Below are 21149 nucleotides of genomic sequence, written 5' to 3'. Positions count from 1 at the left end.
GGCCGGATCGGTGACCACGGGGCTTCGACGCATCGCCGCACGTCTGCCCGACAGTTGGTGGCGTGACAGATCGACGGTCCGCCGGCACGCGCGACGGGCGCGCCGGCGGAACCTCATCGGCGAATCACGCGTCCGCGGTCGAACTCGCGCCCGCCCCAGACGCCGGATTGTCCGGTGCGCGCGGCGAATTCAGCGCACGCGGCCAGGATCGGGCAGCGGGCGCAGACTTCTCGCGCGTAGCCGAAGTCCTGCGACGGGTACGGGAACCAGGCTTCGTGGTTGGGGTCGCCACGGCAGGCCGCCCGGTGCCACCCTCGGGAGTCCGAGAGCGGGAGCAGGTCGGCCAGGGTCAATTCCGTGACGGCGGTGGTCGCGGTGCGCGTCATCGCGATCTTCTCCTTTCTCGGGTCGTGGTCAGGTGGTGGCGAGCTGCTTCCAGATCCGCCGCTGCTGCCTGACCCGGTGGGTGGGTGCTTTCGGTTCCCAGAGCAGACGCATGCCCGCCTCCTCCGGGGTGCGGTCGGCCTTGGTGGTATTGCATGGAGCGCAGCAGGCCACCAGGTTGCTCCAGGTGTTCGGGCCGCCCCGGGACCGCGGCCGGATGTGGTCCACGGTGCGTGCCCAGCCCGCGCAGTAGCCGCAACGGTGGTTGTCCCGGCGCAGCACGCCCGCCAAGGTGGCCTTGCTCTCGTCGTTGACCAGCGTGGTGTGTGTCAGGTAGACGTAGCGCAGCAGTCGAATCGTCTGCGGCAGAGCGAGTTCCACGTGCCGCGACCGGATCGGGAAGTGCGGCTCGCGGTCGGCGATCGACTCCGCGGCACCCGCGACGAGCAGCACCACGGCACGGTCGGCCTTGATCTCGTCGAGCGCCTCGTAGGAGGCGTTCAGGACGAGGACTCCGGTGTGTATCCAGTTGTCGGCGGTCACCGCCGCCGGATCGGCGGCACGGCGGAACGTCATGGGAATCACCATGTTTCGTGGGAATCGAGCGAAGGGAGAGGAATGCGGCGGTCAGCCGATGGCCTGGAGGCGGCTGTCGTCCGGTTCGCCGTGCCGCGCACGGGTAGGTTCGCCGAACGCGTCGCCCGCGGTCGACAACCGCGTCGTCTCGACATCCATTCGCTTGGTCGTCTCCGGAATCACTGCCGCCCCTCCTCTCACTGCTCAGCGACCACCTTCGATGCGGTGGTCATCGTCGAAACACATGGTGGCACAGCGCACCCGCCGTTGTCGGGTCATTTTTCGGCGGTGCGGTGTCTCTGAGCGCGTCGTCGATCAGCGGTGCCCGGATGGCTTGATGGGAGCTGCCCCGCTGACGTGCCGATGGCGTGCCTCCCGGTCCTTCCAGTGGTGTGCAGGCGGGCACTGCCGATCGTGCGCCTGACCGCCCGGTCGATCAGGCCGGCCGCAGTTCGGCCGCGCCGAAGGAGACGTTGAACCGGTCGCACCAGATGGCGACGCTGGTCAGCTGGGTGAGGTCCGTGTCGGCGGGCACGGTGTAGTTCTGACTGCCCTGATTGCCCTTGAGCTTGCCCAAGTCGGTGTGCACGCCGTCGTCGAAGACGAACCACCCGTCGCGCCCCTCGCGTACCGGGGCATCGGTGAGCCAGACGTGCAGGTCGGGCCCGTCCGAAGTGTCGAGGTCTTCCAACCGCAGCACCCTGCCGCCGTCGGGCAGTTGCAAGATCACGACCGTGCCCGCCGTCGCGTGCTCATGCGAGACGAACGTGCCGCGGGCGATGGCGCGGGGCTGCGGTACGTCGGCACCGGGTGCCGGACCGGCGGAGACCGACGGCGCCGCCTCCTGGACGGCGGTATCGGTGAACAACCGCCACGGCTGGAACAGGGCCAGGCCGACGCCGAGCCCGGCCACCACCAGCACGGCGACGATCCAGGTGATCGGCGAACGGGTGATCCTGCGTGCGGACACCATGGCATCTCCTCGGACGTCGTCACATGGCCTGCGAGTTCATTCTGCCTGGAGGCCGGCGTCTCCACCGGACAACGGGCTCGGGGAGCGGCATGCCCGTGGTCCGGTCCACGCGGGTCAGAGATTCCCGACGATGTGCTCGAGGCGCTGGGCCACGAGTTCGCACGCCTTCTCCCGCAGCGCGGGCCGGTATCCGCTCGGGTACACCGGGTCGCCGGGCGCGTAGTCCTTCAGGACCTGGCGGCGTCGGTCACCACGCCGTCGAGCAGGGTGGTCGCGAGGATCTCGGCGATCTCGCCGGGGGAGCGGTCGCCGTGCGGGCGGTACCAGAACGTCACCATGTTCAGCATGCCGAGCACGCTGTTGGTGACCACGTGGTCGTCGGTGCGCAGCAGCCCCTCGGCGTGGCCCGCGTCGATGACCCGCTGCCAGCAGCGCTGGACCCGGTCGCGCAGGTCCTGGAGCTCGACGGCGCGCTCGCCGGTCAGTGCGCCGACGTCGCGCAGCTGGATGGCCACCGCACGCTGATGGCGAATGATCAGCCGGACGTGACTGTGGATCAGCTTGCGCAGCTTGGCGATCGGATCGTCCGGGCCCGCGGCGATCTGTTCGGCGTCGACGAGCATCTGCTGGATGTAGTCGCGCAGGATCTGCCACAGCAGCTCCTCCTTCGAGCCGATGTGGTAGTACAGCGCGCCGCGCTGCACGTCGGCGCGCTCGCCGATCTCGGCCACGCCGGTGCCGTGGAATCCCTTCTCGGCGAACAGGTCGATCGCCGCGCGCATGATTCGGTCCCTGGTGTCGCTCGCCGTCGATTCGGCGGCGGGCGGGCGGCCGCGGCGGCGCGACGGCGCGGTCATCGGGCCGGGTCCAGCACGACCTTGCCCACACCGTCGGCTCGATCGGCGAACATGCGGTAGGCGGCGGGTCCGTCCGACATCGGAAGCTGATGGGTGACCACGGCTTCGGGCCGAAGCCTGCCGCCCGCGGTGAGTTTCAGCAGGGTGGGCAGTTCGTATTGGACCGAGCACAGTCCGATGTGGAACTCGAGCTCCTTCACCTGCGCCGCCATCATGTGGAACGGGTAGGCGCGGTTCTGGCTCACGCCGACCACGCTGACCCGCCCGCGGTGCCCGACCGCGCTGATCGCGAGCTTGATGGTGGCGTCGGCGCCCACCGCCTCGATCGCCACGTCCGCGCCGCCGCCCAGCGTTTCGCGGATCGCCTGCTTCGGGTCGTCCGATTCGACCGGCTCGGCGCCGAGATCGGCGGCTCGCTTGCGGCGTTCGGCCAGCAGGTCGACGCCGAGCACCCGCGCCGCGCCCATCGCGAACGCGGACTGGACCGCCATGAGCCCGACCGGACCGAGCCCGATCACCACGACCGTGTCGCCCGGCGCGATCCGGGCGCGGCGGGCGCCGTACCACGCGGTGGGCGCGTTGTCGGTGAGGACGACGGCGGCCGCGTCGCTCACCTCGTCGGGCAGCTTCGCCAGGTTGCCCGCGGCGTGCGGGACGGCGAGCAGCTGGGCCTGGCAGCCCGGCAGCAGCGAGCCGCCGAGCCCGTAGCAGGCGTCGACCGGCAGCGGGTGCCGAGCGCACGCGGCGACGATCCCGGCGCGGCACTGGGCGCAGCTGTCGCAGCCCACCGAAGCGGGCACCAGCACGCGGTCTCCGACGGAGAAGCCGCGGGTCTGCGGCCCTAGTTCGACGATCTCGCCGACCGCCTCGTGCCCGACGCAGTAGCCGGTGGTGGACACGAAACCGTGTCCGCCGTAGATGTGCAGGTCGCTGCCGCAGATACCGGTGGCGGTGACCCGGACGATCGCGCCGTCGGGTCCGGGCAGCGCGGGGTCGGGACGATCGGAGTAGGAAATCCGTTCCGGGCCTTCGTAGGTCAGTGCTTTCATCGCCAGCCTCCGTCCACGGCGAGGGTCGCTCCGGTGCAGAACGCCGAAGCATCGGTTGCGAAGAACAATGCGGCGCCGACGATCTCGTCCGGCTCTCCCACGCGCCGCAGTGCGTTGTGCTTGGTGAGTTCGATGCGCAGCTCGTCTGGCCACGCGCTGGCGATATCGGTGGCGAACGGGCCGCACTGGATGGTGTTCACCCGCACCGTCGGCGCGAACGTCTGGGCCAGCCCTCCGCTCAGAGCGCCGAGCCCGGCCTTGGCCGCCGAGTAGGGGACCGCGAACGGCTCCGGTCTGGTCGCCTCGATCGAGGAGATGTTGATGATCGAGCCGCCTCCCGCGGCCGCCATGCGACCGCCGATCAGCGCCGACAGCCGGAACGGTCCTTTCAGGTTCACGCCGATGACTTTGTCGAACAATGCCTCGGTGACCTGATCCAGGCTCGGGTACAGCGGCGACAGCCCGGCATTGTTGACCAGCACGTCGACCCGTCCGAACTCCGCGTAGACCGTCTCCACCAAGGCGTCGCACTGCGACCAGTCGCTGACGTTGCAGGCGACCGGCAGGGCGCGGCGGCCGAACCGCTCGGTCACCTCCTCGGCGACGGCGGCGCATCCGTCCGGCTTGCGGCTGGCGATCACCACGTCCGCGCCCGCTTCGGCGAACGCGAGCACCATCTGCTTGCCCAGGCCCCGGCTCCCCCCGGTGACGACGGCGACCTTGTCGGTGAGTGACACCTGAACTCCTGCTGTGTGGGTAAATGTTCCGATCAGTACATTAAATCGGCCCCGCGATACGATCAAGGGGCTGTGCGGCCGACCGCCGACGGCCGCAAGACCCGCCGGGCGACGAACCTGTTCACCACGGCGTGGCGGAATGGATGGGGCAGAGGCCGGATGACCCGGCGCGCGGTGGCACCACTACCCGCGGGTAACATGACCCTGTTTCCCACTTGGCTTTCTCGGAAGTGAGGCAGTAGATGACAGAGCGGATTCAGGTCGGCGGGCTCCAGGTGGCCGGCGTTCTCCACGAATTCGTCGAGAACGAGGCGCTTCCCGGTACCGGCGTCGATTCCGCCGCGTTCTGGGCCGGCGCCGAACAGGTCATCAACGATCTCGCTCCGCGCAACCGCGCCCTGCTGGCCGAACGCGACGAGATCCAGGGCAAGGTGGACGCCTGGCACGCCGAGCACCCCGGCGCCAATTACGACAAGGCCGCCTACAAGAACTTCCTGACCGAGATCGGGTACCTGCGGCCCGAGCCCGCCGATTTCCGGATCGCCACCCAGAACGTCGACGACGAGATCGCCGTTACCGCGGGCCCGCAGCTGGTGGTGCCGGTGATGAACGCCCGCTTCGCGATCAACGCCGCGAACGCGCGCTGGGGCTCGCTGTACGACGCGCTCTACGGCACCGACGCCATCTCCGAGGCCAATGGCGCGGAGAAGGGCACCGGCTACAACAAGGTGCGCGGCGACAAGGTCATCGAGTGGGCGCGCAACTTCCTCGACGACGCGGTCACCCTGATCACCGGCTCGCACATCGGTTCGAGCTACTACAAGATCGTCGACGGCGAGCTGGAGGTCGGCCTGGAGGACGGCACCAGCATCGGTCTGGCCGACGCCTCCCAGCTGGTCGGCTACCTGGGTGATCCGGAGTCGCCGAGCTCGGTGCTGCTGAAGCACAACGGCCTGCACATCGAGATCCAGATCGACCCGCAGTCGCCGATCGGCAGCACCGACACCGCGGGCGTCAAGGACGTCGTGCTGGAGTCCGCGGTCACCACCATCATGGACTTCGAGGACTCGGTCGCCGCCGTGGACGCCGAGGACAAGGTGCTGTGCTACCGCAACTGGCTCGGCCTGATGAAGGGTGACCTCGCCGAGAAGGTCACCAAGGGCGACAAGACCTTCACCCGCACCATGAACCCCGACCGCGTGTACACCGCGCTGGACGGCGGTGAGCTGGTGCTGCACGGCCGTTCGCTGCTGTTCGTGCGCAACGTCGGTCACCTGATGACCTCCGACGCGATCCTCGACGCCGAGGGCAACGAGGTGCCCGAGGGCATCATGGACGGGCTGATCACCTCGCTGATCGCCAAGCACAGCCTGGCCGGTGACGCGAAGCTGACCAACAGCCGCACCGGCTCGGTCTACATCGTGAAGCCGAAGATGCACGGCCCCGACGAGGTCGCGTTCACCAACGAGCTGTTCGGCCGGGTCGAGGACGTCCTCGGCCTGGAGCGAAACACCCTCAAGGTCGGCATCATGGACGAGGAGCGCCGCACCACGGTGAACCTGAAGGCGTGCATCCAGGCCGCCGCCGAGCGCGTGGTGTTCATCAACACCGGCTTCCTCGACCGCACCGGTGACGAGATCCACACCTCCATGGAGGCCGGGCCGATGGTCCGCAAGGCCGACATGAAGTCTCAGCAGTGGATCCTGTCCTACGAGGACTGGAACGTCGATACAGGTCTCAGCGCAGGTTTGCCGGGACGCGCACAGATCGGCAAGGGCATGTGGGCCATGCCGGACCTGATGGCCGACATGCTCACGCAGAAGATCGGTCACTCGCGCGCGGGCGCCAACACCGCCTGGGTGCCCTCGCCGACCGCCGCCACCCTGCACGCGACCCACTACCACCTGGTCGACGTGTTCAAGCGGCAGCAGGAGATCGCCAAGGGCGGCCGCCGCGCCACCGTCGACGAGATCCTCCAGATCCCGCTGGCCGCCGAACCGAACTGGACCGACGAGGAGAAGCGCCAGGAACTGGACAACAACTCGCAGTCCATCCTCGGCTACGTGGTGCGCTGGATCGACCAGGGCGTCGGCTGCTCCAAGGTGCCCGACATCAAGGACGTCGCGCTCATGGAAGACCGTGCGACCCTGCGTATTTCCAGCCAGCTGATGGCGAACTGGCTGCGCCACGGCGTGGTCACCGCCGACGAGGTGGTGGCCAGCCTGGAGCGGATGGCCCCCGTCGTGGACCGGCAGAACGCCGGTGACCCCAACTACCGGCCCATGGCGCCGGACTTCGCGGGCAGCATCGCCTTCCAGGCGGCGAAGGAACTGATCCTGGAGGGCACCAAGCAGCCCAACGGATACACCGAGCCGATCCTGCACCGCCGTCGTCGCGAGGCGAAGGCCCTGGCCTGCGTCTAGTCCGGCGGGTGTCGCGAATCCCCTGGCCGAGTCACGGCCGGGGGATTCGTGCTTTTCACGAGTTTCGATCCTGTTTATCGGTCCGTTACCCTGGGTGCCGCACGAGATCGTCTATTTGTGAGGAAGATTCATGGGAAGCGTTGTGCTCGACATCGTGGCATTGGTCGTCAACCGCGCGGCGATGTTCTGGAATTGGATGGCCACCGGATCGGCGGGCTTCCCGCCGCTGTGAGCCTGCGGCGCATGCGGATCTAGAGCATTGAATCCCCTGGTCAGGAGCATTGGCCGGGGGATTTTCCTTTCTCGGCCGGATCGATACGTTCCGGAATGTTTGTTTCACCGTCCGGTCGTGTGTGGACCGGCCTGACATGGGTGAGTGAGCGTCGTGATCGCCCCGAGCGCGGGCGATTCGGTATCGATACCCGCGCGTGAAACCGTTGTCCCTCGTATCTTGAACACGTGAACTCCGCAGGTCCCGTGCGCACGCGCACTCCCCGTTGGTTCGTGCTGTGGATGGGACTGCTGACCGCGTGTATCGCGGTCTGCTGCGCAGCGCTGTTCTGGCAGCTGGCCGCCGAGGGGACGTTCCCGACCCTGGTCGTGCTGTGGGTGGTACTCGGCGTGCTCGGCGGGATCGCCACCCTGTTCGGACTGCTCGGACTGCTCCGCTACCGCGCTTACTTCTACAGCCTCGCGTCACCCGTCCTCATCGCGGTCTTGCTCGGGCTGACGTTGTACGGCGTGCCGCAGAGCACCGGCTGGAAACTTTCCCGCGCCATCCTCGAGGACCAAGCCGCCGATTGCGTCAACCCAGGTCACCGCACCCGCCTGGGCCTCTACACCATCACCTTCATCACACCCCGCGACGGCGGCTGCCTGTTCTACACCCAGGCGGGCGAATCGAACTCGGAAGGATTCGCCTACTTCCGCGACCCGGCAACCCCACCCCACCTCGGCCCGCCCGCCATCGACGGCATCGAGTACGCCGCGTTCGACCGGCAGTGGTACCGGTTCGTGGACGATCACTGAACCTGGTCGTCGAAGACCTCTTCGAGGGTGTTCGCCGTGGCGGCGCGGGCAAGCCAGGCGGTGAGTCGGGTGTGGTCGGTGCAGGCGTTGATCTTGGAGTCCAGTGCCGCTGGGACGTCGAATCCGCGGGCCTCGAGCACGGTCAGCAACGCGTTGGCTTCTGCCTCGGCTTTGCCTTCGGCTTTGCCTTCGGCGTGCAGCTGATTGAAGAACTCGCTGTAGTACGGGGACGTGTCGGTCATCATCAGCATCTCCAGAAAGTGCCGGGCCGCCGCTTTCGGCAGTGCGGCCAGTACCAGGTCAATGTACCTTTTGCCGTCCGCGGAGTGGTGTGCAGTCGCGGCGAGGGCGGTGAAAATCGAGTCGCGTTCGGGGTCGTTGCGATGGGCTATGGCGGACAGGGCGGCCAGGTCGGGGCGCTCGAGGGCGGTATCGGCGTCGCCGACCACCGGCACGTTGGCCGGGCTGAGCACCATCGGTGAGAGCGTGAATCCGGGCGCGACGGTGATCGGACGACGGCAGTGCCCGGCGGCGCGCTCGTTGGGGCAGACCACGACCAGCAGCACGAGGCAGCGCAGGCGGGCTCGCAATGTGGTCAGGTAGACCGGCCAGCTCCATGTCTTGTCGTCGTCGCGTTGGAGCTGAACCTCGACGACGATCCCGAGGACGGGGACGGTGGCGGCCGTGAGGGTAACGACCAGATCGGCGCGATACTCGGTCGGCTCGATATCCGGTAGGTCGCCGGAGTCGACGCGCGCGTGATCGTACTCGGGAAGTGCCAGTCCGAGTGTGGAAGTCAGGAGTTCGGCGACCAAAGTCGGTCTGCGCCGGACCAATTCGATGAGAACTTCGTGTACCGACGAGGGCATAGCGCGCACGGTACCGATAGCCACCGACAGGTAGCGGTGGCGCGTATCACCAATCGATCGGCAATGCCTGGCGGGGTTGGATCCAGAGGGCTTCGGCGAGTGCGCAGAGGGTTCCGTCGGCGCGGGCCAGGGCCACGCCGACCATGTATTTCCGGCCGTCTTGGGAGATCGGCCAGCCGTAGGAGATATAGGGCTCGCCGGCGCGGACGGGCTCGAACTGGGTGGCGGTGAGGGCCGCGGTGACCGCGCCGGGGCGCAGGTCGCGCAGCGCCATCGCGGACCAGCCGCCCGGGCAATCCAAGGCGGCCCAGACGTTTTCGGTGGCGAGCAGGCCGTCGGGTCCACCGAGGGACGGGTCGGGCGTCCAAGCGGAGACGACCATGTCGTGCGCGGAAACGGCCCAAGGCGACAGCCGCAGCCCGCGGCCGGGCGGGCAGGCGGCGCCGCAGCCGTAGCAGTGACTCATCTTGCGCAGGACCTGCGCGGTGGCCGTGGCCGCCTGGATCTCCGCCCAGGTGGGCACTGGTGGTGGGCTGATCGTGACCACCGACGCCGACGCTTCGGCGAGCACGGTGCCGTCCTGATCGGTCAGCGTGGCACCGCCGGAGCTGCCGGAGGACAGCATGATCGGGGTGTCCACGGTGACCGCGCGCCGGAAGTCCACGCGCACTTCCGCAGCGCTGCTCGCGGAGGCGAGCAGTCCCGCCACGTACCCGCCGAACGCCACGCCCGGATAGCCACGCACGTGTCCCGGCACGGTGAACGCATCGGTGCGAATCATCGGTAGCTCAACCTCTCCCGGCGACGATCATGATCCGGTCACGTCAGACGATACCGCCGGACCGGGTATGCTCTCGCGCCGCGGTGCGGAACTGGTCACGCCGCCGACCGGCCGCCGTCGACGAGGATGATCTCGCCGGTGACCAGAGCTGGCCGGATCGTCTCGGCAGTGGCAACACGCCGCACCGCCCCGGCATTCCACTCGCCGCGGCGCCATACGTCCGTGCAGGTCGACGGCTCGGTGGAATTCCGCCATGACGACCGCTGTTGCGCCGAGGGTGACGAAAGCTGGCATGAACGTACTGATCGTGTACGCCCACCCGAAGCCGGACTCACTCACCGGCGCGCTGAAAGACGTTGCTGTGCAGCAGTTGCGGGCGGACGGGCACGAGGTGCGGATCACGGATCTCTACGCGATGGGCTGGAAAGCCGCTGCCGACACCGATGATTTCGGCTCTGTCGAGGAAAGCAATTTCATGCTCGCCTCCGGCGAGGCTTATCACAACGGGACACTCAGCCCCGACATCCGCGCCGAGCAGCAGAAACTGCTCTGGGCGGACACCGTGGTCCTGCATTTCCCGCTGTGGTGGTTCGGCCTGCCCGCCATCCTGAAAGGCTGGGCGGATCGGGTCCTCACGTGCGGCTTCGCCTACGGGGCCGGAGGCAAGGCGGTGCCGAGGTACGGAGCGGGCGTGCTGGCGGGACGGCGCGCGATGCTGGTGGTCGGCATCGGAGGCAAGCAGCCGTCGTATTCCGATCGCGGCATCAACGGGCCGGTCGATGATCTGCTGTTCCCGATCCACCACGGCATCCTGTACTACACGGGTATGGACGTGCTGCCGCCGTTCCTGGTGCACGACACGATCCGGCTCGGCTCGGAGCGTTTCGAGGAGGTCGCGGACGACCTACGGCGCCGGATGTCGGACCTGCCGGGACTGGACCCGATCCGGTACCGCCCGCAGGGCGGAGGCGACTACGACCGCAGTCTGCGCTTGGAGCCGGGCCGCGAGGCGGACGGCGCGACCGGGTTCGGGTTGCACGTGGCGTCCTGACTACGCGACGCGGTCAGGGCAGCGGGACGGCCCCACGCTGGGTCAGCAGCATCCCTAGCACCCCGGCTTCCTGACCCTGCCCGTGGATCATCGCGCGGGCGAACTCCTTGACCGGACCGGAGTGCAGCAAGCTGTCGGCGGCTTCGGCCATCGCGATGCCGCCTCGATGGTGGCGAAACATCAACTGGAGAAACAGGATTTCGGCCTCGCGGCCGCGCGCCGCCGCCAAGGCGTCGAGCTCGGCGGTGGTCGCCATCCCCGGCATGGCTCCCGGGCTCACGGCCGACGCGGCGGGGACGGTGGCCGAATGCCGATGCGCGGTGGGCATCCACGCCATCGGACGCGCGGCGGCCGGGGCCGCCTCTGCCAGGCGTAACCAGCCGAGCATGGTCCCGATCTCCAGGCGCTGCGTGCGGTCGAGTTGCTCGGCCAATCGGGCGACCGCCGGATCGGCGGCGCGGTCGAGCCGCTGCACCATGAGCAGTGCTTGCTGGTGGTGGGCGGTCATGTCCTGCGCGAAACCGATTTCCACCGCAGTGAGAATCTTTGTTACGGAAGGCGTTTCGGGGAACACCAGCGGTCGTAACGCGGCGCCGAGCACGAGCAGCGCGAAGGCCGCGGACGCCGCGGCCGCGGTTCGGGTCCACGATGACATCGTCACGACCCCACGATCGACTTCTGGTCCGGCGGCGGCGAATACACCTCGTCATCCAGCTGCAAAACCATGAATCCGTTGTCCGAACAGGCGACGTAGAGTTGCGAGCCGCGCCATTCCGGCGGCGAGAAACACCAGTCCGTGGACACGTCGCCGAAGGCGAGACGGCCGGTGCGGGGCGTGGTGGCGTCGTGCGGGTTGAACTGTCCCTCCAGCACGGCGCGCACCGCGGGCGGCGTGCTCATCAAGGGCACGCCGATGATCGAGGCCAGCGCGTGCGGCGAGTTCCACAGGCTCAGGTTCTGGCCGGTGCGGGCGGGCGGGTTGTAGTAGGCGATCTCGCGGATGGCGAACGGATCGCGGATATCGAAGACCCGGATGCCGGAGGAGATCCACCCGCAGGCCAGCGCGGTCGGATTGTCCTGGCGGTCGGCGGCGCAGTAGTGCGACTCGTACGCGAACGCGGATCCGCCCATGGACGAGCCGATATTGCTGTCGATGTGCTGCGGAAGGTTGATTTCCAGCTTGATCTTGCCGGCCACCTTGGGCGCGGTCTCGTCGGAGATGTCGATGAGTTTGACACCGCCGGAACCACCCTCATCGACGGTGTACAGGTAGGGCTTGCCGTCGTAGCTGACCGGGACGCTGTGCTGAGTGGCCCAGCCGTCCGTCCAGAACACCCGGCCGATATGGTGCACCTGCGGATTCGGGTCGCGGCGCTGCACCGCGCTGATGTCCAGGACGGTGAATCCGCCGAGGGCGGAGATGTACATCCGGTTGCCGTCCGGGCTGATGCCGAACCCGTGCGCCTCGATGCCGGTCAACCCCTGCCAGATCACGCGCGGATGGGCCGGATCGGCGAGGTCGATAGCGCTGACGAAGCCGGGCGCGATCCCCGACGCCCAATAGGTGTTGCCGTCCGGGGAGAAGCCACCCTCGTGCGTGGTGATCGGCAGGGGCATCAGCATATTCGTGCCCGGCCCCGGGTTGAGCAGCCGCGGGTACGCGCAATCGGAGACGTCGTACACCGACAGATAGCCGACACCTTCACCGACCGGAACGCCGGTGCCGACCAGCAGTTTGCGTTCGGTGTTGACCTTGAGGCTCTCCCAGGTGCCCGCGAGCATGGCGGGCTCGGTCAGCGTGACCGTCGGGCGCGGATTCGCGGGATCGGACACGTCCAAAACCTGGACGCCGCGTCCCTCGCTGATCAGGTTGCCGGGAAAGAACGAGCCCAGATACGCGCAGTGCTCGAAGCTGGTGGAGGTGATGCCCGCGCCGCGGCCCGCGTACCCCCCGACGAAGGACATGTTGCACCGGTAGCCCTGGGTACTGCGCCCGCTGTCACGGTCGGCCGCGGTGACGTCGCCCTGCAGACCATTCTCCGGCGCGGAGCCGGGTCCGCAGTTCGCGCGGGGGACCGAAGTGCGCCCGACGTCGAGGAATTCGTGGATGGCGTTCTGGATGCCGGATTGCGGATCAGCCGAGGCGCTCGCGGGCAGCAGCATGGCCGTGACCATGCCGATGGTGAACAGAACCAGCGTTTTGGCGCGGCAGAGTCTGGCCATTGGGCGCATCGTCGCGTCCCCCCAACTTCGTCTTCGGAACCGGGCAGTCCGGGCTGACTGGGACAGTCACCGAACTGACTGAATGGTAGTAATACTCGTTAACTTGAAGGAGGGTTTCGGCGAATCCCGGGCACGATTCGCGAAGATTTTCGCCGAATCGGCGCCTGCGACGACGTCAGTCCCGGCGGCCGCTGCCGATTCGTTCGTCCGAGGCCAGCAGTTCGTCGCAGACGCCGAGGAAGGTCCGGCGCAACTCGGCCGCCCGCTCGGCCAGCGCGGACTGTGCGCGGACGTACTCCGCACGGCCCGCGGGCGTCTCGATGCGGACCGGCTCGTAGCCGTACCGGGACAGGTCGTAGGGGCTGGCGCGCATGTCGAGTTCCCGGGCCGCGCAGGCCATCTCGAAGCAGTCCAGCAGCAGGTCGGAGGAGATCAGCGGGACCAGCTTGAAGCCCCACTTGTACAAGTCCATGTTCGCGTGCAGGCAGCCCGGCTGTTCGCGGCGGAGCTGGTCGGCGCGCGTCAGCGGATCGGCATTGCGGCCGACGGCTTCCGGGGTGAAGAAGCGGTAGGCGTCGAAATGGGTACAGCGCAAGGACATCGATTCGACCACCGCATCGGTGCCCGCCCGTCCTAGCCGCAACGGCACCTGCTGGTGGCGGATATCGTCGGTGCGGTACACCATCGCCCACTCGTGCAGGCCGAAACAGGACAGCTGGGTGGGCCGGGACGCGGTGGCGCGCAAGAGATTCGCGACGAACGCGAGGGTGTCGTAGCGCTTGGCCAGATACGCGGGGTCGGCGGTGAAGACGTTGCCGGGCGCGGCATCGCCCGCATCGATCGCCGGACTGTCCATGGTGACGCGGTGATATCCGCGGGCGCCGTCGTACTCGGCCGCGTCGGCGAGCGCGATGCCGTACCCCGGGTGCCAGCGGCGCAGCTGGGCGGGTTTGTGACCGTAATAGGTGAACAAGAAGTCGATCACCGGATGCGAGGACCCTTGCGCCCGCCGTTCGAGATACGGCCCGACCAGATCATCGAGCCGGGCGCGGTGCGCCGCGGCGGCCGCCCGCCACCGCGCGCCAGGCAATACCCGCACGGTCACGCCGGCACCCGGGAGTATCCGCCGCCCGGACGCGCTGTCAGGGCCGTCATTCGATCACCCGGTGCGTGACGTCTCGGACGGTGCCGACGAACTCCTCCACCAAGTCCTCCAAGGCGACGATGCCGGTGGTGTTGCCCCGCTCGTCCACCACCCGGCCGAGGTGGCTGTTGGTGCGGCGCAGGCGGGCCAGCGCCTCGTAGAGCGTCGTGCCCATGCTGACGGTCGGCAACGGGCGGATGTCGGTGCGCGGGATCGGCGTCGCGGGACCGGCGCTTTCGTCGGCGACCTTGTCGAGCACATCCTTGACATGCAGGTAGCCGACCAGCGAGCCATCGCTCGCCCGCACCGGGTAGCGGGAGAACCCGGTCTCCGCGACGGCGGACTCGACGTCGCCGAGCGTCGTCCCGTTGCCGCGCAGCGGAACCGACCGTGTCGCCTGCAGCGGCACCACCACGTCGGCGACCACGCGTTCGCTGGTGCCGAGCGCCTGGGTGAGGCGCCGGTGCTCCTCTTCGTCGAGCAGGCCCTCCGAGCGTGATTCGCCGATCATCTCGGCCAGCTCGACCATGGACACGGTCGCCTCGAGCTCGTCCTTCGGCTCGATCCGCAGCAGCCGCAGCGACAGGTTGGCGGACAAGTTGTAGAGGGCGATGAGCGGCCGGGCCAGCCGCAGCCACACCAAGTGCGCCGGAACCAGCAGCAGCGCACTGCGTTCCGGACCGGCCAGCGCGATGTTCTTCGGGATCATCTCGCCGAACAGGATGTGCAGGATGACCACGATGGTCAGCGCGATGGCGAACGCCACCGGGTGCAGCACCTGCTCGGGCAGGCCGATCAGCTCGAACGGGCCCTCCAGCAGATGCGCGACGGCGGGCTCGCCGACCCGCCCGAGCAGGATCGAGCAGATGGTGATGCCCAGTTGCGCGGCCGCGAGCATCATCGAGAGATTCTCGCCCGCCCGGATCACCGTGTTCGCGTTGCGTTTGCCCTGTGCGGCCAGCGCTTCCAGCCGGTCGCGCCGGGCGGAGATGAGCGCGAACTCCGCGGCGACGAAGAAGGCGTTGCCGCCGAGCAGCACGATCGTGAGCAGCACGCCCAAGATGTCACCCATGGCTGTGCTCCCTCGTGGCGAGGGTGCCGGCGGCGACCGGGATCAGGCGCACCCGGTCGATGCGCCGTCCGTCCATCCGTTCCACCCGGGCGATCCAGCCGCCCGCCTCGGGATCGTCCGTCGCGGACCACTGCTGCGAGCGGGGATTGGGCAGCACGACTTCGTCGCCGGCCATCGGGATGCGGCCCAGCTTGGTCAGAACCAGGCCGCCGAGGGTCTCGTACTCACCTTCCGGGGCGTCGTATCCGGTCGCCCGGGACACCTCGTCGATACGCAGCAGGCCCGAGCAGTCCCAGCCGTCCGAGACGCGCCGGACGTCGCGTTCCTCCTCGTCGTGCTCGTCGCGGACGTCGCCGAGGATCTCCTCGATGATGTCCTCCATGGTGACCAGACCCGCGGTGCCGCCGTACTCGTCGACCACGAGGGCGACCTGCATGCCGTCGGCGCGGATGCGTTCGAGCACCTCGTCGCCGTCCAGGCTGGCGGGCACGATCGGGACCGGACGGGCGAGCATGTGCAGGGGGAGGGTCCTGCGCTCACCGGCCGGATGCGTGAACGCCTGCTTGATGTGCACGAAGCCGAGGGTGTTGTCGAGGTCGCCGTCGATCACCGGGAACCGGGAGTAGCCGGTGCGGCCTGCCGCGTCGATGAGATCGGCGATGGTGTCGTCCTTGTCCAGCGATTCGATCGTCACCCGTGGCGTCATCAGTTCCTCGGCGCTGCGCTCGCCGAACTGCAGCGAGCGATCCATCACCTGGGCGGTGCGCTGATCGAGGGCCCCGCGCAGGGCCGAGGTACGGACCAGGGAGCCCAGTTCCTGCGGCGAGCGAGCCGAGCGCAACTCCTCGGCGGGTTCCACGCCCAGCCTGCGGACCACCCAGTTGGCGGTGCCGTTGAGGAAATGGATCATCCACTTGAACACCACCGAGAACGTGACCATCGGACCGGCCGTGACGCGGGCGGTGGCCAGCGGCTTGGCGATGGCGATGTTCTTGGGTACCAGCTCGCCGTAGATCATCGACAGCGAGGTGGCCAGGACCAGAGCCAGCGTGAGGGCGATACCGTGCCCGGCGGCGTCGCTGAGTCCGATACCGGTGAAGACCGGCTTCAGCAGCTTGGCCAGCACCGGTTCGGCGATATAACCGGTGACCAGCGTGGTGATGGTGATGCCGAGCTGGGCGCCGGACAACTGGAACGACAGCGTGCGGTGCGCTTTGCGGACCATCCTGGCGCGGACGTCACCGGTGCGGGCATGCGCCTCGACGGTGCTGCGTTCCAGCGCGGTGAGGGAGAACTCGGCGGCGACGAACAGGGCGGTGCCGACCGTGAGAGCGATGAATCCGATCAGGCTGAGCGCGGTGAGCGCGACGGACATCGTCAGCACCACCTGAACGGTGCCGGGAAGCGGCCTGTGCGGAATGGGACTACTGCGGGGTGGAGGACGCCGGGTTCGTCACCCGGCTCGATAGAGGAGCCCTCCTGTGCGGCGCCCTCGGACGCGGGTGACAACTGGATCCTTTCGCGAAGTCGTGGTGCCGGTATCCGGCAACCACTATGCTACCGGCCCACGCATCGGGTCGCGTGGGCCGGTGCCGCTCCGGTCCGCGTGTCGGGAAACCAGCCCACCGCGGCGGTTCCCCGGGTGGCTTCGCAGCCGTCGCTGGTGCGGTAGCTCCGCGCTCACCAACCGCTCGGCAGCGGGCGTCCTTCGGCGAATCCGGCGGCCGACTGCACGCCGAGCACGGCCCGGTCGTGGAACTCGGCGAGCGTGCGCGCCCCGGCGTAGGTGCAGGCACTGCGGACGCCGGAGCAGATGTGGTCGATGAGGTCCTCGACGCCGGGCCGCTCCGAATCCAGCCGCATCCGGGAACTGGAGATGCCCTCCTCGAACAAACCCTTACGCGCGCGGTCGAATTCGCTGTCGGAGGCGGTGCGCGCGGCGACGGCCCGCTTGGACGCCATGCCGAAGCTCTCCTTGTAGGCGTTGCCGTCGCGGTCGACACGCAGGTCGCCCGGGGACTCGTAGGTGCCGGCGAACCAGGAGCCGATCATCACGTTGGACGCGCCGGCGGCCAGGGCGAGCGCGACGTCGCGGGGATGGCGGACGCCGCCGTCGGCCCAGACGTGCACGCCGAGTTCCTTGGCGGCGGCGGCGCATTCGGCCACCGCGGAGAACTGCGGACGGCCGACGCCGGTCATCATCCGGGTGGTGCACATGGCGCCGGGGCCGACACCTACCTTGACGATGTCGGCGCCCGCCTCGGCCAGGTCCCTGGTGCCCTCGGCGGATACCACGTTGCCCGCCACCAGCGGGACGCCGAGACCGAGATCGCGGACCGCGGCGAGGGTTTCGAGCATCTTGGCCTGATGGCCGTGCGCGGTGTCGATGACGAGCAGGTCGGCGCCGGAGTCGACCAGGGACTTGGCCTTGGCGGCCACGTCGCCGTTGATACCGATCGCGGCCGCGATGCGCAGCTTGCCCGCGGGGTCGACGGCGGGCTGGTAGATGCCGGCGCGCAGCGCGCCGGTGCGGGTCAGCACGCCGGCCAGGGTGCCGTCCTCGGCGGTGAGCACGGCGAAGTCGGCGTGCTGGGCGTGCAGCAGGTCGAACAGGTCGCGCGGGGTGGTGCTGGCCGGTGCCCGCACGAAATCGCCGTCCGCGACCTCGCGCAACCGGGCGAAACGATCGACATCGGCGCAGGCCGCCTCGGTGACCACGCCGACAGGACGCCCGCCGTCGACCACGACGACGGCGCCGTGTGCGCGCTTGTGCATGAGTGCGACGGCCTCGGAGACCGAGCGGTCCGGCTCGAGGGTGACCGGGGTGTCGGCGGTGAGCGAGCGGCTCTTGACGAACGCGATGGTGTCCGCGGCCGCGGTGATCGGCAGGTCCTGCGGGAGCACGACGAGACCACCGCGGCGGGCCACGGTCTCGGCCATTCTGCGCCCGGCGACGGCGGTCATATTGGCGACGACGATCGGGATGGTGGTGCCGGACCCGTCGGCGGTCGAGAGATCGACGTCGAAGCGCGACGCGACGTCCGTCCGGTTCGGGACGAGGAAGATGTCGTCGTAGGTCAGGTCGTACGGCGGCTGATGACCGGGGAGAAAGCGCACTTGACCGATCATAACCGGGAGCCGACCGGCGCGGGCCGTCGTCGGTCATCGACCCCGCGGTGCGCATCCGGCGCACCCGCTGTCCGCCACCGACACGGAAGCCGGCCGACTTTCCGCGCGGCGAGGACAGGGAACCGGTGGCGGCCGGCGCGACGTGTCAGGCGGTCGCCTGTGAACGCGAGAGTGTGACGGTGGTAGCACACATGACGACGACCGCGATTCCGGTGATGACGAGGCCGGACGTGGTCGTGCGCAACCTTTCCTCCAGCACGGCGATGCCGATGAAGGCGGCGGCCAGCGGTTCGGCGATGGTGACGGCGGGCAGCGAAGTGGCCAGCGGCCCGGCCTGGAACGCGCGTTGCTGGAGGTAGACGCCGGTGCCGCCCGCCGCGATGAGCGCCCAGGTCTGCCAGCCGCCGAGCACCTGGCCGAGACCGTGCTCGAACAGGTCGGTGACGTAGGAGGTGAGGGCGGCGGCCAGTCCGTACAGCGAGCCGCTTGCCGCGCCGAGCAGCAGCGCGCGCCACGCCGGGTCGGCCGCGGCGACGCCGCCCGCGGTCGCGGCGGCGATCAGGCCGAGCAGAACGCTCAGCGGTAGCAGCCAATCCCGCAGTGGCGCATTCGCATTGCCCGCGGCCGGATTACCGATGAGCAGGAAGCAGGCCAGCGCGGCGGTGAGCGCCAGCGCGGCCGCCCAGGTGCGGGGTGTGACGTGACGGTCGTTGAGTCGTGCCGACAGCGGCAGCGCGAAGACCAGCGCGCTGACCAGGATCGGCTGCACCAACAGCACGGCGCCCAGCGCGAGCGCCGCGACCTGCATGGCGTATCCGCCCGTGTCGCCGACGACGCCCGCCCACCACCGCGGATTGCGTAGCAGGGAGCGGACCAGGGATTCCCCTTCCGGCACGGCGGCCGCCGCCCGCTGCTGCGCTACCGCGGCGACCGCGAACAGCAGAGCGGCGAGCAGCGCGCAAAGGACGGCCGCGGCCGGATGTGTCACGACCGATCAGTGTGCTCCGCGATTGCCACGCGGCGGCGGCTGCTGGGATCGCACGGCGCGTCGCCGTGTTCGCCCTGCCGTGTCACCGGAGGCCGAACCCGCGGCAAGGCGGGAGAACCCACCCGCGCCAGAGTTCCGGACGGGTGCGGCATCGGCGGTGCGTGCCAGGCTATTGCCCGTCGCGGACTTTCCCCCGGCATTCGCGCCGCCGCGGCGAGTTGTCACCGGCCCGCTGACCCGGCCCGCCCCGGAGTGGCTCCCTGACTGTGTCGCGTCATTCGTGCCACGCCCACTGGCCGCGGTCGGCTCCACGTGCCGCCCCGGATTCCGCCGCGCGGGTTTCCGCGTTTCCGCGCGGGGCGTCGAGGCCGAGCGACCCGACTGTGTGGTTTCACTCGCGCCGCGACCTGCGGTGCCGGTCGGTGCTGCGCGCCGGCCCCGCTTCCGCCGGGCCGGCGTGTCGGTGACAGGTGCCGCGGGCGCGGTCGGTGCGGCCACCGGAACGCCGGACGGTCGGCGCGCGCCGGTGATCTCGATCAGCGTGCGGTCGCCGGGACGGACTTCGACTCCGTCGACCTCGACCCCGGCCTTGCGCGCCATCGCCTCGACCTCACGGCGCTCCTCGTCCATCACCAGCGTGACGACCACGCCGTCCTCGCCCGCGCGGGCGGTGCGCCCGGCCCGGTGCAGGTAGGCCTTCGGCTCGGCGGGCGGGTCGACGTGCACGACGAGGGAAATCCCGTCGACGTGGATGCCACGTGCGGCGACGTCGGTGGTGACCAGCACCGGCACCGAGCCGTCGGCGAACGCGGCGAGGGTGCGGGTCCGGTTGTTCTGCGCCTTGCCGCCGTGCAGCGCGCCCGTGGCGATGCCCGCGCCGCGCAGCTGTTTGGCGAGCCGGTCGGCGCCGTGCTTCGTACGGACGAACATGATGGTCAGCCCGTCACGCGCGGCGATCTCCGTGGCGACCGCCCGCTTGGCCACCTTGTCGCGCACGTACAGCAGGTGGTGCGACATCGTTGCGACCGACGCCGACGGCGGCGCGGTGGAATGCGTGACCGGCGCGCGCAGGTAGCGCTTGACCAGCTTGTCCACCTCGCCGTCCAGCGTGGCGGAGAACAGCAGGCGCTGACCGTCGCGCGGCGTGCGGTCGAGCAGCTTGGTCACCTGCGGCAGAAAGCCCATGTCGGCCATGTGGTCGGCTTCGTCCAGCGCGGTGATCGCCACGTCGGAGAGGTCGGCGGAGCCTTGCGCGAGCAGGTCGGCGAGCCGTCCCGGTGTGGCGATGAGCAGGTCGACGCCGCGGGCGAGCCGGTCGGCTTGGCGTTTGATCGGTGCGCCGCCGACCACCGAGGCCACGCGCAGGCCGAGCGCGAGCGCCGGTTCGTCGAGCGCCCGCTCGATCTGCGCGGCCAGTTCGCGGGTCGGCACCAGCACGAGTCCGCGCGGCCTGCCCGGCTTGGCCGCAGCGCCCGCCAGGCGGGTCAGCATCGGGAGGCCGAAGGCCAGGGTCTTGCCGGAACCGGTCGGGCCGCGGCCGAGCACATCCTTGGCGGCCAAGACGTCCGGCACCGTGGCGGCCTGGATCGGGAACGGCATATCGATGCCGTCGCGTCGCAGTGCCTGCACGAGCACGGCGGGCAGGCCCAGCTCCGCGAAGGTCACGGTGGGCGCCGCGGCGACCGTGGTCGATGGGGTCACGAGGTGGGTGTGCCTTTCGTTGCACAGCGAGTTCGAGCGAGAACGCGCTGTTCGATGGGATCGATAGCGGTGCACGATGCGGTTCACCGCGTTGCGGCTCGAGCGATGACGCGCCGAGAGCCGAGAGAGTGCGGCCGACCGGAAAGCCGGGCCGAGTGTCCAG

General features: G+C 69.3%; 20 protein-coding genes. 3 read left to right on the top strand and 17 right to left on the bottom strand.

Going from position 1 to position 21149, the window contains the following annotated elements:
- Positions 1-113: 113 nt before the first annotated feature.
- The 7 genes from ACWPXK_RS26495 to ACWPXK_RS26465 form a co-directional block, all read right to left on the bottom strand.
- A complete protein-coding gene (locus tag ACWPXK_RS26495; RefSeq protein WP_454198867.1) occupies positions 114-386 on the bottom strand; it encodes a WhiB family transcriptional regulator in 273 nt (90 codons plus the stop codon).
- A gap of 28 nt (positions 387-414) precedes the next feature.
- Positions 415-960, bottom strand: coding sequence for an HNH endonuclease (locus ACWPXK_RS26490; RefSeq protein ID WP_454198866.1), 546 nt, complete (start codon positions 958-960; stop codon positions 415-417).
- A gap of 51 nt (positions 961-1011) precedes the next feature.
- The gene (locus ACWPXK_RS26485; RefSeq protein WP_454198865.1) at positions 1012-1143 is read right to left on the bottom strand and encodes a hypothetical protein; all 132 of its coding nucleotides are present in this window, start codon (positions 1141-1143) and stop codon (positions 1012-1014) included.
- A 253-nt stretch (positions 1144-1396) separates the two neighbouring features.
- The gene (locus tag ACWPXK_RS26480) at positions 1397-1933 is read right to left on the bottom strand and encodes a DM13 domain-containing protein (protein WP_454198864.1); all 537 of its coding nucleotides are present in this window, start codon (positions 1931-1933) and stop codon (positions 1397-1399) included.
- 227 nt (positions 1934-2160) lie between these two features.
- Positions 2161-2790 carry a TetR/AcrR family transcriptional regulator gene (locus ACWPXK_RS26475; RefSeq protein WP_454198863.1) on the bottom strand — a complete coding sequence of 210 codons (630 nt, stop codon included), beginning with the start codon at positions 2788-2790 and terminating at the stop codon, positions 2161-2163.
- Complete coding sequence (locus ACWPXK_RS26470; protein ID WP_454198862.1) at positions 2787-3839, bottom strand: zinc-binding dehydrogenase; 1053 nt, start codon at positions 3837-3839, stop codon at positions 2787-2789. The genes ACWPXK_RS26475 and ACWPXK_RS26470 overlap by 4 nt, the downstream gene beginning before the upstream one ends.
- Positions 3836-4576 (bottom strand): SDR family NAD(P)-dependent oxidoreductase, encoded by a 741-nt coding sequence (locus ACWPXK_RS26465; RefSeq protein ID WP_454198861.1) that lies wholly within the window; start codon positions 4574-4576, stop codon positions 3836-3838. The genes ACWPXK_RS26470 and ACWPXK_RS26465 overlap by 4 nt, the downstream gene beginning before the upstream one ends.
- A 242-nt stretch (positions 4577-4818) precedes the next feature.
- Between ACWPXK_RS26465 and ACWPXK_RS26460 the strand changes: the two genes are divergently transcribed.
- On the top strand, positions 4819-6999 hold the full coding sequence (locus ACWPXK_RS26460; protein ID WP_454198860.1) for a malate synthase G: 2181 nt from the start codon (positions 4819-4821) through the stop codon (positions 6997-6999).
- Between the two features lie 459 nt (positions 7000-7458).
- Entirely contained in the window at positions 7459-8028 is a 570-nt protein-coding gene (locus tag ACWPXK_RS26455) for a hypothetical protein (protein WP_454198859.1), read from the top strand.
- On the opposite strand, the gene ACWPXK_RS26450 is transcribed toward ACWPXK_RS26455, so the two are convergent.
- Together ACWPXK_RS26450 and ACWPXK_RS26445 are read right to left on the bottom strand one after the other, a co-directional pair.
- Entirely contained in the window at positions 8022-8897 is an 876-nt protein-coding gene (locus tag ACWPXK_RS26450; RefSeq protein WP_454198858.1) for a hypothetical protein, read from the bottom strand. The two genes, ACWPXK_RS26455 and ACWPXK_RS26450, sit on opposite strands and share 7 nt — an antisense overlap.
- 46 nt (positions 8898-8943) lie before the next feature.
- Complete coding sequence (locus ACWPXK_RS26445; protein WP_454198857.1) at positions 8944-9678, bottom strand: PaaI family thioesterase; 735 nt, start codon at positions 9676-9678, stop codon at positions 8944-8946.
- A 292-nt stretch (positions 9679-9970) separates the two neighbouring features.
- On the opposite strand from ACWPXK_RS26445, the gene ACWPXK_RS26440 reads away from it, so the two are divergent.
- On the top strand, positions 9971-10729 hold the full coding sequence (locus tag ACWPXK_RS26440; RefSeq protein ID WP_454198856.1) for an NAD(P)H-dependent oxidoreductase: 759 nt from the start codon (positions 9971-9973) through the stop codon (positions 10727-10729).
- Between the two features lie 13 nt (positions 10730-10742).
- Here the strand turns inward: ACWPXK_RS26440 and ACWPXK_RS26435 are convergent, their stop codons facing one another.
- The 8 genes from ACWPXK_RS26435 to ACWPXK_RS26400 all read right to left on the bottom strand — a co-directional run bounded on the left by ACWPXK_RS26435 (position 10743) and on the right by ACWPXK_RS26400 (position 20986).
- Positions 10743-11384: a DUF305 domain-containing protein gene (locus tag ACWPXK_RS26435; RefSeq protein ID WP_454198918.1), complete on the bottom strand. Its 642-nt coding sequence runs from the start codon at positions 11382-11384 to the stop codon at positions 10743-10745.
- A gap of 2 nt (positions 11385-11386) precedes the next feature.
- The gene (locus tag ACWPXK_RS26430) at positions 11387-12952 is read right to left on the bottom strand and encodes an LVIVD repeat-containing protein (protein ID WP_454198855.1); all 1566 of its coding nucleotides are present in this window, start codon (positions 12950-12952) and stop codon (positions 11387-11389) included.
- A gap of 175 nt (positions 12953-13127) precedes the next feature.
- Positions 13128-14051: a 3-methyladenine DNA glycosylase gene (locus tag ACWPXK_RS26425; RefSeq protein ID WP_454198917.1), complete on the bottom strand. Its 924-nt coding sequence runs from the start codon at positions 14049-14051 to the stop codon at positions 13128-13130.
- A 52-nt stretch (positions 14052-14103) separates the two neighbouring features.
- On the bottom strand, positions 14104-15168 hold the full coding sequence (locus tag ACWPXK_RS26420) for a hemolysin family protein (RefSeq protein ID WP_454198854.1): 1065 nt from the start codon (positions 15166-15168) through the stop codon (positions 14104-14106).
- Entirely contained in the window at positions 15161-16543 is a 1383-nt protein-coding gene (locus tag ACWPXK_RS26415) for a hemolysin family protein (RefSeq protein ID WP_454198916.1), read from the bottom strand. The genes ACWPXK_RS26420 and ACWPXK_RS26415 overlap by 8 nt, the downstream gene beginning before the upstream one ends.
- A gap of 305 nt (positions 16544-16848) precedes the next feature.
- The gene (locus ACWPXK_RS26410; RefSeq protein ID WP_454198853.1) at positions 16849-18285 is read right to left on the bottom strand and encodes a GuaB1 family IMP dehydrogenase-related protein; all 1437 of its coding nucleotides are present in this window, start codon (positions 18283-18285) and stop codon (positions 16849-16851) included.
- Between the two features lie 157 nt (positions 18286-18442).
- Positions 18443-19285, bottom strand: a complete 843-nt coding sequence (locus ACWPXK_RS26405) for a DMT family transporter (protein ID WP_454198852.1) — start codon at positions 19283-19285, stop codon at positions 18443-18445.
- A 6-nt stretch (positions 19286-19291) separates the two neighbouring features.
- Positions 19292-20986: a DEAD/DEAH box helicase gene (locus ACWPXK_RS26400; protein WP_454198851.1), complete on the bottom strand. Its 1695-nt coding sequence runs from the start codon at positions 20984-20986 to the stop codon at positions 19292-19294.
- Positions 20987-21149 lie beyond the last annotated feature (163 nt).

It is taken from the genome of Nocardia sp. Marseille-Q1738 (assembly GCF_965283145.1).
This window is presented reverse-complemented; position numbering and strand designations above follow the sequence as displayed.

Excerpts from the sequence above, each read along its gene's own strand:
- ACWPXK_RS26420 (WP_454198854.1), bottom strand. The coding sequence starts at position 15,168 with ATGGGTGACATCTTGGGCGTGCTGCTCACGATCGTGCTGCTCGGCGGC.
- ACWPXK_RS26495 (WP_454198867.1), bottom strand. The coding sequence starts at position 386 with ATGACGCGCACCGCGACCACCGCCGTCACGGAATTGACCCTGGCCGAC.
- ACWPXK_RS26475 (WP_454198863.1), bottom strand. The coding sequence starts at position 2,790 with ATGACCGCGCCGTCGCGCCGCCGCGGCCGCCCGCCCGCCGCCGAATCG.
- ACWPXK_RS26470 (WP_454198862.1), bottom strand. The coding sequence starts at position 3,839 with ATGAAAGCACTGACCTACGAAGGCCCGGAACGGATTTCCTACTCCGAT.
- ACWPXK_RS26435 (WP_454198918.1), bottom strand. The coding sequence starts at position 11,384 with ATGTCATCGTGGACCCGAACCGCGGCCGCGGCGTCCGCGGCCTTCGCG.
- ACWPXK_RS26460 (WP_454198860.1), top strand. The coding sequence starts at position 4,819 with ATGACAGAGCGGATTCAGGTCGGCGGGCTCCAGGTGGCCGGCGTTCTC.
- ACWPXK_RS26415 (WP_454198916.1), bottom strand. The coding sequence starts at position 16,543 with ATGTCCGTCGCGCTCACCGCGCTCAGCCTGATCGGATTCATCGCTCTC.
- ACWPXK_RS26490 (WP_454198866.1), bottom strand. The coding sequence starts at position 960 with ATGACGTTCCGCCGTGCCGCCGATCCGGCGGCGGTGACCGCCGACAAC.
- ACWPXK_RS26445 (WP_454198857.1), bottom strand. The coding sequence starts at position 9,678 with ATGATTCGCACCGATGCGTTCACCGTGCCGGGACACGTGCGTGGCTAT.
- ACWPXK_RS26430 (WP_454198855.1), bottom strand. The coding sequence starts at position 12,952 with ATGGCCAGACTCTGCCGCGCCAAAACGCTGGTTCTGTTCACCATCGGC.
- ACWPXK_RS26440 (WP_454198856.1), top strand. The coding sequence starts at position 9,971 with ATGAACGTACTGATCGTGTACGCCCACCCGAAGCCGGACTCACTCACC.
- ACWPXK_RS26450 (WP_454198858.1), bottom strand. The coding sequence starts at position 8,897 with ATGCCCTCGTCGGTACACGAAGTTCTCATCGAATTGGTCCGGCGCAGA.
- ACWPXK_RS26480 (WP_454198864.1), bottom strand. The coding sequence starts at position 1,933 with ATGGTGTCCGCACGCAGGATCACCCGTTCGCCGATCACCTGGATCGTC.